10 protein-coding genes are annotated in these 16047 nt (G+C 59.5%); 7 read left to right on the forward strand and 3 right to left on the reverse strand.

Going from position 1 to position 16047, the window contains the following annotated elements; all coding sequences use genetic code 11:
- Positions 1–15 precede the first annotated feature (15 nt).
- On the forward strand, positions 16–3099 hold the full coding sequence (lanM, locus tag Q7F16_RS29610; protein WP_409557046.1) for a type 2 lanthipeptide synthetase LanM: 3084 nt from the start codon (positions 16–18) through the stop codon (positions 3097–3099).
- 178 nt (positions 3100–3277) lie between these two features.
- Here the strand turns inward: lanM and ettA are convergent, their stop codons facing one another.
- A complete protein-coding gene (ettA, locus tag Q7F16_RS29615; RefSeq protein ID WP_013694244.1) occupies positions 3278–4942 on the reverse strand; it encodes an energy-dependent translational throttle protein EttA in 1665 nt (554 codons plus the stop codon).
- A gap of 271 nt (positions 4943–5213) precedes the next feature.
- Between ettA and Q7F16_RS29620 the strand changes: the two genes are divergently transcribed.
- From Q7F16_RS29620 to Q7F16_RS29645, 6 genes are all read left to right on the forward strand, one after another.
- Positions 5214–9062 (forward strand): sensor domain-containing protein, encoded by a 3849-nt coding sequence (locus tag Q7F16_RS29620; protein ID WP_409557045.1) that lies wholly within the window; start codon positions 5214–5216, stop codon positions 9060–9062.
- A gap of 261 nt (positions 9063–9323) precedes the next feature.
- Positions 9324–10577, forward strand: coding sequence for a serine hydroxymethyltransferase (gene glyA / locus Q7F16_RS29625; protein WP_018601030.1), 1254 nt, complete (start codon positions 9324–9326; stop codon positions 10575–10577).
- Positions 10578–10776: 199 nt separating this feature from the next.
- Positions 10777–11307, forward strand: a complete 531-nt coding sequence (locus Q7F16_RS29630) for a hypothetical protein (RefSeq protein ID WP_409557044.1) — start codon at positions 10777–10779, stop codon at positions 11305–11307.
- Between the two features lie 419 nt (positions 11308–11726).
- Positions 11727–13040 (forward strand): C4-dicarboxylate transporter DctA, encoded by a 1314-nt coding sequence (locus Q7F16_RS29635; protein WP_046065064.1) that lies wholly within the window; start codon positions 11727–11729, stop codon positions 13038–13040.
- A gap of 59 nt (positions 13041–13099) precedes the next feature.
- Positions 13100–13804 carry a FadR/GntR family transcriptional regulator gene (locus Q7F16_RS29640; RefSeq protein ID WP_014340296.1) on the forward strand — a complete coding sequence of 235 codons (705 nt, stop codon included), beginning with the start codon at positions 13100–13102 and terminating at the stop codon, positions 13802–13804.
- Between the two features lie 23 nt (positions 13805–13827).
- Entirely contained in the window at positions 13828–14526 is a 699-nt protein-coding gene (locus Q7F16_RS29645) for a GntR family transcriptional regulator (RefSeq protein ID WP_409557043.1), read from the forward strand.
- Positions 14527–14673: 147 nt separating this feature from the next.
- Here Q7F16_RS29645 and yjiA read toward each other — a convergent pair whose 3' ends face one another.
- Positions 14674–15642 (reverse strand): GTPase, encoded by a 969-nt coding sequence (gene yjiA, locus Q7F16_RS29650; RefSeq protein ID WP_046065068.1) that lies wholly within the window; start codon positions 15640–15642, stop codon positions 14674–14676.
- Positions 15643–15920: 278 nt separating this feature from the next.
- On the reverse strand, positions 15921–16047 hold a 127-nt coding region (locus Q7F16_RS29655; protein WP_152667597.1), incomplete at its 5' end, for a YbdD/YjiX family protein.

Here is a 16047-nt window from a genome sequence, read left to right on the forward strand (position 1 = left end):
GTCAGGAGCCAAGGCATGCTTGTCAATGCTTTAAAGTTGGATCAGCGAGGGAAGTACGGATTCTCTTCCGAAGGTTGCATCGCCCTTTTTGAAAACAACCTGAGCCGTCTACATACTGATGATCAGGCCTTGCTGGATCACTTTGGAGTGGACAGGGAACAACTGGTTTCCCATATCAATTCACCCCTCGACAACGAGCCCCTGCCTATCGACGGTGATACCGTCCTGAACGCCCTGAAGAAAAAGCTTGCTCGACTTGACAGCATTAATATGGAAACGAACACAAGCTCGAGCGACAAAGACAATTTTTATTGGTTTGGCTATCGTTTTTTTCTTTATGCCATCGAGATTTTCCAAACGGATGGGCGCTATTCCCATGCGTCAACATACATTAACGAACCCGCTTTTTTTACAAGCCTGGAACCCTATGTCCTGGCCCGGGTTGGCCGCACGTCAGAACAAAGCCTGGTCCATTATTTGAACACGAAAATCGCCCACGGCGATGACATTGACTTGAGCACGTTCAACGAACAGCTGCGCACATTGCCGCTGCTGGAGTTTTTCGAAGCCTACCCGGTGCTGGCGACATTGTTGTTTGATCTGCTGGAAGACACCCTCAATTATCTTTATGCGGTCATTCTCGACTTCGCTGCCGATATCGAGTCGCTGGAAGCTGAATTTTCTGTTCCGTCTCGACAAATCGACGCTATTGAGCTCGGCCTGGGGGACCCCCACGGCCGTGGTGAAACGGTCTGTCAGGTTAAAATCTGCGCGATTTCATTGGTCTACAAACCGAGGGCAAGCCGAGAGGCGCTTTTTTTCAACCGCCTTCTCGGCCAACTGCATGAATGGACAAAAGCGGATTGTTTCTCCATCCGCGCCCCCAGGATTCTCAGCCGCGAGCGGCGTAGCTGGGTGGAAAAAATCGACAACGAGCCCTGCGACAACGCAGCGGACGTTGAACTGTTCTATAAGAAAATGGGCGCGCAGATAGCGGTCATTCATGCATTGAACGGCATCGACTTTCACTACGAGAATATTATTGCGTGCGGCAACAGTCCGGTCATGATCGACCTTGAGTGTTTATTCACCGCTTCCACCAGCGACCTGCTGAGCGACCTGCCCGCTGGCTGTGCATTGTCCAACAGCTTTAAATCGGTCCAGCAGTCAGTATGCTCCAGCGGCTTTCTACCCTTTTCACAACACCCCAATAACGACCAGAGCGGGCTGAGTCGGCAAGAGCTATTCATCGCCACCCGCCATTCGCTGGTTTTCGAGAATGGCTTTTATCATTTGCGTAAAATCTCATTCGAACATCAGCTGATACAAAAACACCTGCCGCTTTTGCAGGGTGAGCGCAAGGGACTGGAAGCCTATAAAACCGAACTGTTCCAAGGCTTTGAATATGCCTATAAGGAATTGATGGTTCATCGATACAAGATCATGCGGATGCTGGAACAATCCGCCGGTGAACTGACCACCCGCGTATTGCTCAAAAATTCTCAGCGCTATGCCGATTTTATCGGGCTGATCCGTCATCCACGCTTTACACAAAACATGCTCGACAGAGAACTTCTGCTCGCAACCCTGTGGAAAGACCTGAAAGAACCCTATCGGAAGATGGGCATTCCTCGCTATGAAATAGCCGACCTGCAGAGGTCCAGCATTCCGTGTTTCACCATGCCTCTGAGCGCCAACCATTTTATGAGCGCACAGGGTGAAACAATAGAGATGGCAGCCGTGGAGCCACCGATAAAAAGCTGTCTTCAAAAGATAGCCAACCTGTCCCGAAGGGACTGGGCTTTACAACGCACACTGCTCGAAATCTGTTTGTTTCCAGAGCCAATTGGACATCCGCCACCCCGTGTCGGGCAGGTGCCTGGGGACCTTAAAAAGACGCTCCAGGCGGACCGACTCGACGCCATATCGAGCATCAGTTCCCGCCTTGAGGAGCTCGCGGTAGCGGGAACAACAACGGACGTAAGCTGGTTGTATTTTCATACGCATCCCACGACACGCAGAAAATACCCGTCACCCATGGATCACGGGCTTTACTCCGGTATCGCCGGGATTGGGTTGTTTTACCTGAGCCTGTTTAAAGTGAGTGGTCAACCCGTCTTTCTGTCGCGCATGGATCAAGTCCTGTACTCACTGGAACAACGCTTCGGCTTCTTCAAAACCGATTTGACGGTCAGCGCCTATCACGGGCTCGGGGCTTTCATCTATTTGCTCGTCAATCGTCGCCAGATCACTGGCGACGCCAGCCATGATGAAAGAATTGCCGGCCTGTTGGCCCAGCTGATTGAAGTGCCTCCTGAAAATTATGAGTTCGACTTCCTGGGAGGTTGTTGTGGAACGGTGACGCTGCTGGCCAATATCCATGCGTTGTCTGCGCAAAAGGATGTGCTGCCGGCCATCCGACGCATGGTCGAGTACATCAAGGATCAAATCCTGATTGAAGACGGCCAACTGCTACGACGCAGCGATCGCTCCGTCATTTTGACGGGCCTGTCCCATGGCCTCTCGGGCGTCATCCATGCATTGTGCAAAGCCTATGACGTGACCGGCGATTCGGCTCTGGTGCCCCTGGCCATCCAGGTGCTGGAGGGTGAAAACCGCTTGAGTCGGGATGGTTTCTGGCTGGACCTGCGCAACCTCGGGCCGGCGGACCATACGTCCAAGTGGTGCCACGGTGATGGAGGTATCCTCATCGCCAGGCGACAGCTCATGGAATCGATGGGAGATGCCCTGGACGAAGCGACCCGGCAGACAGTGCACGACGATATACGACGATGCGAGAGCAATCTCTGGGCCCATGGGTTTGGCGAGGGCTATAACCTTTGTCATGGTGATTTCGGCAATCTGATCTGTCTGTATGACTTGTATCGGCATTCGGATAACCCTGAAGGCATGGGCAGAGTCAGAGAGGCGCTTGACGAAGTCTCCCGGCAGTTTTTCGAAGGGCCTTATCTGGATAGCGACCGGGTGCCCGACGTCAGTCTGCTGACGGGAATTACGGGCGCAGGCTACGCGTTGCTGTATGAGATCGACCCGACGATCCCCAACGTTCTCTCGCTCGATTTCGCGGTGCTCGGGTAGCCCTATCAATTAAGCCTTACAAACTGTGGGAGCGAGCTTGCTCGCGATGACGGAGTGTCAGTCAACATTTGCACTGACTGTCACACCGCTATCGCGAGCAAGCTCGCTCCCACAATGGATTTGCTTCCATAAAAAAACGGAGCCTTCGAAGGCTCCGTTTTTTATGCAACCGACCGTATCAGGCCAATTTCTTGTGCCGTACGCGATGCGGCTGGGCAGCGGCTTCGCCGAGGCGTTTCTTGCGATCGGCTTCATACTCGGTGTAGTTGCCTTCGAAGAACACCGCTTGCGAGTCGTCTTCGTACGCCAGGATGTGGGTCGCCACGCGGTCGAGGAACCACCGATCGTGGGAGATCACAATGGCGGCGCCCGGGAAGTCCAGCAAGGCTTCTTCCAGGGAACGCAGGGTTTCGACGTCGAGGTCGTTGGACGGTTCGTCGAGCAGCAGGACGTTGCCGCCCTCCTTCAAGGTCAACGCCAGGTGCAAGCGACCGCGCTCACCACCGGACAAGTCCTTGACGAACTTCTGCTGGTCGCCGCCCTTGAAGTTGAAGCGACCCACATAAGTGCGCGACGGGATTTCATAGTTGCCGATGCGGATCTGGTCGGAACCGTCGGAGATCTGCTGGAACACGGTCTTGCTGCCGTCCAGGTCTTCGCGGCTCTGGTCGACGCAGGCCAGTTGCACGGTCTCACCGATTTCGATGCTGCCCGAATCCGGGGTTTCCTTGCCCATCAGCATGCGGAACAGCGTGGACTTACCCGCGCCGTTACCGCCGATCACACCGACGATGGCGCCTTTTGGCATGGAGAACGACAGGTTGTCGATCAGCACGCGGTCGCCATAACCCTTGGAGACGTTCTTGAACTCGATGACCTTGTCACCCAGGCGCGGACCGGCCGGGATGTAGATCTCGTTGGTTTCGCTGCGCTTCTGGAATTCCTGGGATTGCATTTCCTCGAAGCGTTGCAGACGTGCCTTGGATTTGGACTGGCGGGCCTTGGCGCCTTTGCGCACCCACTCCAGTTCTTCCTTCATGGCTTTTTCATGGGCCGACTGCTGCTTGGATTCCTGGGCCAGACGATCGGACTTGGCTTCCAGCCAGCCCGAATAGTTGCCCTCGTACGGAATGCCTGCGCCGCGGTCGAGTTCCAGGATCCAGCCGGCGACGTTGTCCAGGAAGTAACGGTCGTGCGTGATCGCAACCACGGTGCCTGGGAAGTCGTGCAGGAAGTGTTCGAGCCAGGCGACGGAATCGGCGTCCAGGTGGTTGGTCGGTTCGTCGAGCAGCAGCATGTCCGGGGCCGACAGCAGCAGGCGGCACAGGGCCACGCGGCGCTTCTCACCACCGGACAGGTGTTCGACCTTCGCGTCCCAGGCCGGCAGGCGCAGCGCATCGGCGGCGACTTCCAGCTGGCGGTCCAGGTTGTGGCCGTCGCTGGCCTGCAGGATCGCTTCGAGCTTGGCCTGTTCGGCGGCCAGCTTGTCGAAGTCGGCATCCGGATCGGCGTAGGCGGCATAGACCTCGTCGAGGCGCGCCTGGGCGTCCTTGATCACGCTGACCGCTTCCTCGACCACTTCACGGACGGTCTTGCTCGGGTCCAGCTGAGGTTCCTGGGGCAGGTAGCCGATGTTCAGGTCCGGCATCGGGCGCGCTTCGCCGTCGAATTCGTTATCGACGCCGGCCATGATTTTCAGCAGCGTGGATTTACCCGAACCGTTGAGACCCAGTACGCCGATCTTGGCGCCAGGGAAGAAGGACAGTGAAATATTTTTCAGGATTTCCCGCTTCGGCGGAACAACTTTGCTCAGCCGATGCATGGTGAAGACGTATTGAGCCATGGTGAACCTAGCGTCAGTGACAGGTGAAAAGAACGAGCCAGGCCATGCGCGGCGCCGGCTCTTGACGGTCATCAATGCCTGCGGGCGGATAGAGCCTGGGAATCTGGAGCTGGAACGCTCTTGTTTGACCGGCAAAGCTACCTCAACCGTCGGTCAAGGTCCAGCCGCCAAGGGCTGGCACTTTGCCACAAGTCAAGGCATGCTAGCCGCCCTTCGGGCGTCCGGCTTATAGTGCACGTCGCGCCAGTCCAGCAAACCGCAGGATTACAGCTTGTCCAACGTCACTCCGCCCCTGTCCCCTCGCGCACCCGCTGTCGTGCCCGGCTCGCCCCTGCGCGGGACATTGAAGGGCGGCCTGGCCACGCTGGTGCTGCTGTTGCTCGGCTTGCTGTTCTGGCAACTGCTCGATCAACTGCGCGAAACCCAACAGCAACAGCGCCAATACACCATCGACTACACCGCCGATCTTGCCGCACAGGTCAGCCTGAACATGGCCCTGAACGCGCAAATCGCCCTCAACCTGCTACCGATTGTCGAACAACCACAAACGACCGACGAACAGCAGGCACTGGTTCGCAAACTCCAGCAATCGCTGCCTGAACTGCGCAGCCTGGCCCTGCTGAGCCCCTCCGGTCGAGTGCTCAGTGACAGCGACGCCGACAGCCACGACGCCGATTACCTGGGTGAACTGGTGCGACGCAGTCGGGCCCAGGCGCATTATTTCAGCAATGCCGAAGACGGCTCCGTGGTGCATCTATTGTTGCACCAGGCCAGCGGTAGCAGCCGTGGCTACTGGGCCCTGCGCCTGACCCCGAACTTTTTCTCCACCCTGACCAAGCAGGCCGATACGGGGCTGCGCCCATTGTGGCTGGTGGAGAACCGTCTCAACCAGCAGATCATCAGCCGCGACGAAAGCCTGCCCTCGAGCAGCCCTACCCATCTATCCCCGGATGACCTGAAAAACACCGTACTGACAGTGCCCCTGAGCAGCAGCGACTGGCAACTGCGGGGGCTGTTCGACCGTCGCCAGGTGATCGAGCAACTGCTGCCGGCGTTCATCGGCAAATGCCTGCTGGGCCTCGCGTTTTCGTTATTGCCAGTGATCGCACTCTTGAACATGCGTCGGCGCCAGCGACAGTTGCATGAAGGACGACGGCGCTACCAGGACATTTTCGAAGGCACCGGCGTGGCCCTGTGCGTGCTCGACCTGTCGGGGCTCAAAGCCTTTTTTGAGCGGGCCGGCCTGCACAACGGCGATCAATTGCGCGCCTGGACGAAAACTGCTCATCAACTCGAGCAATTGCGCCAGGAAGTTCACGTCACCGAAGTCAACCAGATGGCGTTGAAACTGCTCAACGTCGACTCTTGCGATCAGGCCTGGCAACTGCTGGTCGGCAAGGGCGCGCAGGACAACAACCCCGTTGGCTCGAAGCTGCTCGAAGCGCTGCTCGACCAACACAAGCAACTGGAACTGGAAATCAAGCTCCAGGACGCCCATGGCCGCGACCAGCACCTGTGGCTGGTGCTGCGCCTGCCGGAAAAACAGCATGACTATAATGCGGTCATCCTGAGCATCAGCGACATCACCAGCCGCAAGCTGATCGAGCTTTCGCTGCTCGAACGCGAAGGTTTCTGGTCCGACGTGGTGCGCACCGTGCCGGATCATCTCTATGTGCAGGACGTCATCAGCCAGCGGATGATCTTCAGCAACCATCACCTGGGCCAGACCCTGGGCTACGACCGCACCGAACTGCACCAGATGGGCGAGTACTTCTGGGAAATCCTGTTGCACAGCGACGACGCCGACCACTACCACAACCTGCGCCAGGAACAACGCCGGGGCGGGTACACGCAACTGTTGCAATGCCAATTGCGCTTTCGCCATCGCAATGGCAAATGGCGCTGCTTCGACATTCGCGAACAGGCCCTGGCCCGAGACAGGCATAACCAGGTGACACGAATCATCGGCGTGGCCAAGGACGTTACCGAGCAGATCGAGGCCAGCGAATCGCTGCGTGACAGCGAACAGCGCTACCGGATGCTCGCCGAAAGCATCAGCGACGTGATTTTCTCCACCGACAACAAGCTTTCGCTCAACTATGTCAGCCCGTCGGTGCAAGCGGTACTGGGCTACACCGCCGACTGGATTTTCCAGAACGGCTGGCAATCGATCATCGCCAATCCGCAACAACTGACCGGCATCTACAGCCTGATGGACCGGGTCAGCAAGGCCCTCGACAAGCCCGACCAACTGGCCGAGCTGCGCAACCAGATGCAGACCCAGCTGTTCCTGTTCGACTGCCTGCGTGCCGACGGGCGCAAGATTCCCATCGAGCTGCGGCTGGTGCTGGTGTGGGATGAACACGGCGCGTTCGAAGGCGTGCTCGGCGTCGGCCGCGACATCAGCCAGCAGCGTCGCGCCGAAAAAGACCTGCGCATGGCCGCCACGGTCTTCGAGCATTCGACCTCGGCGATCCTGATCACCGACCCGGCTGGCTACATTGTCCAGGCCAACGAAGCCTTCAGTCGCGTCAGCGGTTATGCCGTGGCGCAAGTGCTGGACCAGTTGCCCAACATGCTGACCGTGGATGAGCAGCAGGAGGCGCACCTGCGCTACGTGCTCAAGCAGTTGCAACAGCACAGCACCTGGGAAGGCGAAGTCTGGCTCAAGCGTCGCAATGGCGAGCACTACCCGGCCTGGGTCGGCATCACCGCCGTGCTGGATGACGAAGGCGACCTGGCCAGCTATGTGTGCTTCTTCAGCGATATCAGCGAACGCAAGGCCAGCGAGCAGCGCATTCATCGCCTGGCCTATTACGACGCCTTGACTCACCTGCCCAACCGCACGCTGTTCCAGGATCGCCTGCACACCGCGCTGCAATCGGCCGATAGACAGAAGACCTGGGTCGTGCTGATGTTCCTCGACCTGGACCGTTTCAAGCCGATCAACGACTCCCTGGGCCATGCCGCCGGCGACCGGATGCTCAAGGAGATGGCCACGCGCCTGCTCGGCTGCGTCGCCGACGACGACACCGTGGCGCGCATGGGCGGCGACGAATTCACCCTGCTGCTGCAACCACGCGCCAGCCGCGAGATGGCGTTGAACCGGGCCATTACCGTGGCCGAGCAGATCCTCGCCAGCCTGGTCCGGCCATTCGTGCTCGAAGGCCGGGAGTTCTTCGTCACCGCCAGTATCGGTATCGCCCTGAGTCCCCAGGACGGCAACGAACTGAGCCAATTGATGAAGAACGCCGACACGGCCATGTATCACGCCAAGGAGCGCGGCAAGAACAACTTCCAGTTCTACCAGGCCGACATGAACGCCAGCGCCCTGGAGCGCCTGGAGCTGGAAAGCGACCTGCGCCACGCCCTGGAGCAGAACGAGTTCGTGCTGTATTACCAGCCGCAGTTCAGCGGCGATGGCAAACGTTTGACCGGCGCCGAGGCCCTGCTGCGCTGGCGCCATCCGCGACGCGGGTTGGTGCCGCCGGGGGACTTCATTCCGGTACTTGAAGAACTCGGTTTAGTGGTGGACGTGGGCGACTGGGTCATCACCGAAGCCTGTCGGCAGCTCAGGACGTGGCACCAGGCCAAGGTCCGGGTGCCGAAGGTCTCGGTCAACATTTCCGCCCGGCAGTTCTCCGATGGCCAGTTGGGCACGCGCATCGCCAACATCCTGCGCAGCACCGGCCTGCCTCCAGCCTGCCTGGAGCTGGAACTGACGGAAAGTATCCTGATGCGCGAAGTCAGCGAGGCGATGCAGATCCTGGCCGGGCTGAAAAACCTGGGCCTGAGCATCGCCGTCGATGACTTCGGCACCGGTTATTCGTCGCTCAACTACCTCAAGCAATTCCCCATCGACGTGCTGAAGATCGACCGCACCTTCGTCGACGGCCTGCCGTCCGGCGAGCAGGATGCGCAGATCGCCCGGGCGATCATCGCCATGGCCCACAGCCTCAACCTGGCGGTGATCGCCGAGGGTGTCGAGACCCACGAGCAACTGGACTTCTTGCGCGAACACGGTTGCGACGAAGTCCAGGGCTACCTGTTCGGCCGACCGATGCCGGCCACCCGGTTTGAAGCGCAGTTCAGCAATGATGCGTTGTTCATGCTCGACTGAAGCCTTGTACTATCTGGGCCGGCCTCTCGCGGGCAAGCCTTGCTCCCACAGGGGAACGAGGGCTTCTGTGGGAAAGCCTTGCTCCCACAAGGGAACGAGGGCTTCTGTGGGAGCAAGGCTTGCCCGCGATGAGGCCAGTACAGGCAACGCCTCTCTTGCGTGAGACCCATTCGTCCGCGACATGACGCCCTTTCATATGCCTTCCAAAACCGGTTGAGGTAGAATGCCCCCCTTTTCTGCCCCCGATCCTTGAGGACCGCCATGTTCAGCCGTGATTTGACTATTGCCAAGTACGACGCCGATCTCTTTGCCGCCATGGAGCAAGAAGCTCAGCGCCAGGAAGAGCACATTGAGCTGATCGCTTCGGAAAACTACACCAGCCCCGCGGTGATGGAAGCTCAAGGCTCGGTACTGACCAACAAGTACGCCGAAGGCTACCCGGGCAAGCGTTACTACGGTGGTTGCGAGTACGTCGACGTGGTCGAGCAACTGGCCATCGACCGCGCCAAGCAACTGTTCGGTGCCGACTATGCCAACGTCCAGCCGCACGCAGGCTCCCAAGCCAACTCCGCCGTGTACCTGGCGCTGCTGTCGGCCGGTGACACCATCCTGGGCATGAGCCTGGCCCACGGCGGTCACCTGACCCACGGCGCCAGCGTTTCCTCCTCCGGCAAGCTGTACAACGCCGTCCAGTACGGCATCGACGGCAACGGCCTGATCGACTACGACGAAGTCGAGCGCCTGGCCCTCGAGCACAAGCCGAAAATGATCGTGGCCGGTTTCTCCGCCTACTCCCAGATCCTCGACTTCCCGCGTTTCCGCGAGATCGCCGACAAGGTCGGTGCCTACCTGTTCGTCGACATGGCCCACGTGGCCGGTCTGGTCGCCGCTGGCGTCTACCCGAACCCGGTGCCATTCGCCGACGTGGTCACCACCACCACCCACAAGACCCTGCGCGGTCCACGTGGCGGCCTGATCCTGGCGCGCGCCAATGCCGACATCGAGAAGAAGCTGAACTCCGCCGTCTTCCCGGGCGCCCAAGGTGGCCCGCTGGAGCACGTGATCGCAGCCAAGGCGATCTGCTTCAAGGAAGCCCTGCAACCTGAGTTCAAGGCTTACCAGCAACAAGTGGTGAAGAATGCCAAGGCCATGGCCGGCGTGTTCATCGAACGCGGCTTCGACGTGGTGTCCGGCGGTACTGAAAACCACCTGTTCCTGTTGTCGCTGATCAAGCAAGAGATCTCCGGCAAAGACGCCGACGCGGCGCTGGGCAAGGCGTTCATCACCGTCAACAAGAACTCGGTGCCAAACGACCCACGCTCTCCGTTCGTCACCTCGGGCCTGCGTTTCGGTACCCCAGCCGTGACCACTCGCGGTTTCAAGGAAGCCGAGTGCAAGGAACTGGCTGGCTGGATCTGCGACATCCTGGCGGACCTGAACAACGAAGCGGTCATCGACGCCGTGCGTGAGAAGGTCAAGGCGATCTGCAAGAAGCTGCCGGTCTACGGCGCTTAATTAGCCCGCCAGAGCGTAGCCAAGAAGGCCCGCATCGAAAGATGCGGGCCTTTTTTATTGCCCTGGAAAACAGGGCAAAACAACTAACACCATTCGACACTTAATTTTCTGCAATACAGAAAACTCCACACGTAATTAATAAAGCCATACGATCTTCCTGCCCCCGAACTTAATTACTCAAAACAGGACGCTTATTCACATGGACAGTGAACAATCCTTTAATGCAACACTCAGTATGTTAAATACTCGCGTAAATCTACTGGAAAGGCTGCATGGCAAACCCGCGATGGCGACCATCAGTGCATTCAGCGGTGGATTCTTTACCGGCAAACCCCAAACCCAGGATCACTCACACCTGCTTGGCATGCGCGCCGAAGACCAGGGCGCGCGCAGCGAGCCATTGCGGCTGCATTTCCGGCATACGGCGGGTGGCTATCTCCTGACCATAAAAAACACCGGCGAGCACGACAACAAACTGCTCAGTAAAAGCTGGCTTGAAGTGTTTGGGGCAAGTGATCCAAACACTCGCAACCCGACTCTTTTCAGACTACTCGATCATCAGCACAACATCATCACACGCAAGAACATCAAGACCCGCCATGTCCCTATCTCGCTCATGACAGGCAATAAGAAACATGTCGGGGGATTACGGGTACGCGGCTCGCCTTATCTTTATCTTGCCGAGACAGAAGAACAGTTAAAAGCCATGTTCATTCTGAGCGTGCTCTGAAGGTCCCCCTGTTGGCATGTAAAGTCAGTCGAAGGGACGAAGCACAGCCCTTGTGGCGAGGGGATTTATCCCCGCTGGGTCGCGCAGCGGCCCCAATTGTATTTATCACTGCGGTGTGTCCGATGGGACACAGGGGGCCGCTGCGCGGCCCAACGGGGATAAATCCCCTCGCCACAGGGTTCCATGCCGGGCCGGCTATTGACCACCCGTCATTTTTTCTTTTGAGAAAACGCTCAAGCACAGGGCTTTCGCCCCAACTGGTAAGACCGGTAAAGCCAAATCGTCACAATCCGGCTTGCATACCCGCGAAAACAGCGCCTAGACTGCGCCTGCACTGGACAAACCGGTAAGACCACAATAATGAAGTCCCGACGCCAGCCTCCCTGGCGAACAAGGACACCGAACCAGGAATCCCTCCCATGCTCAAATGGTGCTCGCGGTCGATCTTCCTTCAAGTTGTCCTCGGACTGGTGCTCGGCATCGTCTGCGGGCTTACCCTTCCCGAATATTCTGCACAGCTCAAACCCCTCGGCGACGGCTTTATCAAGCTGATCAAGATGCTCATCGGCCTGATCGTGTTCTGCGTGGTGGTCAGTGGTATCTCCGGTGCCGGCGATCTCAAGAAGGTCGGGCGCATCGGCCTCAAGTCGGTCATCTACTTCGAAATACTCACCACCATCGCCCTGGTCATCGGCCTGGTCCTTGCGTTCAGCACAGGCATTGGCAGCGGCGCGAACATCCACCTGGAGCAGCTCTCCAGCGCGGACGTGAACGATATCGCCCAGCGCGGCCAGCACATGGTCACCACCACCCAGTTCCTGATGAACCTGATCCCAACGTCGGTGATCGGCGCGTTCGCGGAAAACAACATCCTCCAGGTGCTGCTGTTTGCCGTGCTGTTCGGCAGTGCGTTGAATCTCGTCGGTGACGCCGCTTCCGGCATTTCGCGCCTGATCAACGAACTCAGCCACGTGATCTTCCGCATCATGGGCATGATCGTGCGCCTGGCCCCGATCGGCGTCTTCGGAGCCATTGCCTTCACCACCAGCAAATATGGCCTGGAGTCGCTCCAGCACCTGGGCAGCCTCGTCGGCCTGTTCTACCTGACCTGCATCGCGTTTGTCGCGGTGATCCTGGGCGTGGTGATGCGCGTGTCGGGCCTGCCGATGCTGCCATTCCTCAAATACCTGCGCGAAGAGCTGTTGATCGTACTCGGCACCGCGTCGTCCGACGCCGTGCTGCCACAGATCATGCGCAAGCTCGAACACCTGGGAATCGGCAGCTCCACCGTGGGCCTGGTCATTCCCACCGGCTACTCGTTCAACCTGGATGGTTTTTCGATCTACCTGACCCTGGCCATTGTCTTCATCGCCAACGCGACCGGCACACCGCTGGCCATGAGCGACCTGTTGACCATTCTGCTGGTCTCGCTGATCACCTCCAAGGGCGCCCATGGGATTCCCGGCTCGGCGCTGGTGATCCTGGCAGCGACGCTGACCGCGATCCCGGCAATACCGGTGGTCGGCCTGGTGCTGGTGCTGGCCGTGGACTGGTTCATGGGCATCGGTCGCGCCCTGACCAACCTGATTGGCAACTGCGTGGCCACCGTGGCGATTGCCCGCTGGGAAAAAGACATCGACATCCCTCGGGCGCGCAAGGTGCTGTCCGGCCAACAAGGCTATACCTTCCAACCCAGGAAACCGGTGGGCAGTGCCCATCACCAGCAATTCTGAAAGACGGCGATGCCGGCCCGCGAACCGGCATCGCCTGATCGATTTTCAAGGAGTCACATGTGATCAGTTCATCGACCGTCGTCAATTCCGTGGTGGAGAAACTCCGCGCCGCCCTCGCCCGGGGCCAATGGCGCTCGGGTGACATGCTGCCCGGCCAGCGCGAGCTGGCCGAGCAACTGGGCATCAGCCGACCCAGCCTGCGTGAAGCGGTGATTGTCCTGGAGACCCTGGGACTGGTGCGCTCGATGCCCGGCAAAGGCGTCGTGGTGCTGGAGGCCCATCTCAACGATGCTGCCGGTGAAGGCAGCGCCATGGCCGGCGCGAGCCTGGAAGACCTGCTGCAACTGCGCTACACCCTGGAGCCGTTCATCGTTGGCCTTGTGGCCCAGTCCATCAGCAGCAAGGAGGTCGGCCAGTTGCGCCTGACCCTCATGGACATGCGCGAAGCCCTGGAAGCCAACGACAGCGATGCCTGCGCCAACGCCTATATCGCCTTCCATGAAGAATTGTTTGCCCTGACGTCCAACCCGATCTTCCAGAACGTGGTCCAGCAGACCAGTAACGCCCTCAAGCAAAGCGCCGATGTGTTGCGCAACTCCCCCGAGCACCTGGCCGAACGCCTGGAAGAGAACGAAGCCGTGGTCCGTGCCATCCGGGGCAAGAACAGCGCCCAGGCCAGCGCCGAGATGCGCCGGCACATTCTCCGGGAAGGCCAGCGCATGGGCATCGAATTGAATATTCCGGACGACAACCTCGGCACCTGAAGCCCTTGCCTGCGGAGACCGCCATGAACAACCTCATGCCCCATCAACCCCAGCACAACCACAACGTGCTGGCCACACTGCCCCTACCCGGCCGGGTCGGCAAGCCGTCGGTGGACGATATCTATCCGCGGATCTTCGACGCCATCCTCGAACAACGCATTGCCCCGGCCAGCCGCTTCACCGAGGAAAGCCTGGGGGATGTGTTCGGCGTCAGCCGCAGCATCATTCGCCGCGTCCTGGCGCGCCTGTCCCATCAGCAAGTGGTGATCCTGCGGCCCAACCACCGGCCACAAGTCGCCGCGCCAGACCTGGAGCAGACCCGGCAGATCCTCCACGCTCGCCGGCTGGCCGAGCAGACCCTGGTGCGCCTGGCCTGCAAGGCGCCGCACCCCAAGGACTTGCAACAGCTGCGCGATCTGGTGGAGCACGAACGCCAGTGCCTGGATCGTGGTGAGCGTGGCCCGGCGATACGCCTGTCCGGCGAGTTTCACCTGCAACTGGCGGCCATGGCCGGCAACGCGCCGTTGATGCAATTTCTCGGCAGCCTGGTGCCGTTGACCTCGTTGGCCCTGGCGCGACACGAGATCAAGTCCCGCCGGCACTGCGCCTGGCAGGAACACCTGGCAATCGTCGACGCCGTGGAAGGCCGCAACGTCAACGAAGCGGTGCGGCTGATGGACGAGCACCTGGACCACCTTGCTCAAAAGCTGACGATCACGTAGCTGTTGTGGCGAGGGAGCTTGCTCCCGCTCGGTTGCGCAGCAATCGCCAAAAAAGCGAGGGCGGCTACGCCCCCCAGCGGGAGCAAGCTCCCTCGCCACGAGAAGCTCTTTAGCCGCACATTGTTGATAGCCGCAGGCAAAGCGTCGTCAAAGTAGGGCGGCTTCGAAGCCGGCGCGGATCTTCTCTTCGGGCAGCTCATCGGCGATGAACACGATCACGCTTTCCCGGGCTTCGCCGGGGGCCCATTCGGTGTCCCAATCGAAACCGTACAACTTGAGCACGCCCTGGAACACCAGCCGACGGGGTTCGCCGGCGATGTTCAGCACGCCCTTGTAGCGCAGCAATTGCTTGCCGTGTTCTTCCAGCAACTGATTCATGAACTCGCTGAGCTTGTCGATATCCAGCGCCTTGTCGGTACGCAGAACCAAACTGCTGATGCGATCACCCGGGGTGGCCTTGCCGACCGGTCGCAGGCTGAACCCTGCGCCCAAGTCCGCATTGAGATTGAAGCCACGAATATCGAGCAGCTCGGCCAGATCGATCTTGCCATGTTCGACCACCCTGATCGGCGCCCGCCGGTTGATGCGCGTCAGGCGCTCGCCAAGGGCCTGGACCTGGGCCGCGTCCACCAGGTCGGTCTTGCTCAAGAGCAGGCGGTCGGCAAACCCGACCTGGGCCTGGGCGATGGCCTGGGTCAGGTGGATCTCGGCGTGAGCGGCATCCACCAGCGTAAGAATGCCGTCGAGGATATAGCGCTCGCGCAGGTCCTCGTCGATGAAAAAAGTCTGCGCCACCGGGGCCGGATCGGCCAGGCCGGTGCATTCGATCACCAGGCGGTCGAAGGCGATCTCGCCGCTGTCCAGCCGCTCGAGCAACAGGTACAGGGCCTTGGTCAGGTCGGTGTGAATGGTGCAGCACACGCAACCGTTGGCCAGGGTCATGACCTGCACCGGCTCGTCGCCCAGCAGTTGGGTGTCGATGCCGGCATCGCTGAATTCGTTCTCGATCACGGCGATTTTCAGGCCGTGCTCGGCCTTGAGCAGATGGCGCAACAGCGTGGTCTTGCCGGCGCCGAGAAAGCCGCTGAGGATGGTGACCGGGATGGGAGAGGACAAACTGAATCTCCTTGATGCCTGAAAGGGAAGCGGTTTTGTGGGAGCGAGCCTGCTCGCGAAGGTGGTGGATCAGTCGACATTATCATTAACTGACACTCCGCTATCGCGAGCAAGCTCGCTCCCACAAGGGATCTGTGGCGTAAGCAAATCCTGAGACCACCCAAAAAACAACTGTGGGAGCGAGCTTGCTCGCGATAGCGGAGTGTCAGTCAACATCATCGTCAACTGACACACCCTCGTCGCGAGCAAGCCCGCTCCCACAAGGGGTTTAGCTCAACTCAACAGCACTTGGGCCCACCCTTGCCGCCGTAACGGGCCTCCTGGCGTTCACGAAAGAACGCCTCGTAGTCCATCATCGGCTTGTCCGGGTGCTTGGTTTGCATGTGCTCGACGTAGTTGTCGTAG

This window comes from Pseudomonas sp. Lb2C2, assembly GCF_052112205.1.
Classification (GTDB): Bacteria; Pseudomonadota; Gammaproteobacteria; order Pseudomonadales; family Pseudomonadaceae; genus Aquipseudomonas; species Aquipseudomonas kilonensis.

Bases quoted from the DNA above. Each gene is read 5' to 3' on its own strand.
- glyA (WP_018601030.1), top strand. From the start codon at position 9,324: ATGTTCAGCCGTGATTTGACTATTGCCAAGTACGACGCCGATCTCTTT.
- Q7F16_RS29630 (WP_409557044.1), top strand. From the start codon at position 10,777: ATGGACAGTGAACAATCCTTTAATGCAACACTCAGTATGTTAAATACT.
- lanM (WP_409557046.1), top strand. From the start codon at position 16: ATGCTTGTCAATGCTTTAAAGTTGGATCAGCGAGGGAAGTACGGATTC.
- ettA (WP_013694244.1), bottom strand. From the start codon at position 4,942: ATGGCTCAATACGTCTTCACCATGCATCGGCTGAGCAAAGTTGTTCCG.
- Q7F16_RS29645 (WP_409557043.1), top strand. From the start codon at position 13,828: ATGAACAACCTCATGCCCCATCAACCCCAGCACAACCACAACGTGCTG.
- Q7F16_RS29635 (WP_046065064.1), top strand. From the start codon at position 11,727: ATGCTCAAATGGTGCTCGCGGTCGATCTTCCTTCAAGTTGTCCTCGGA.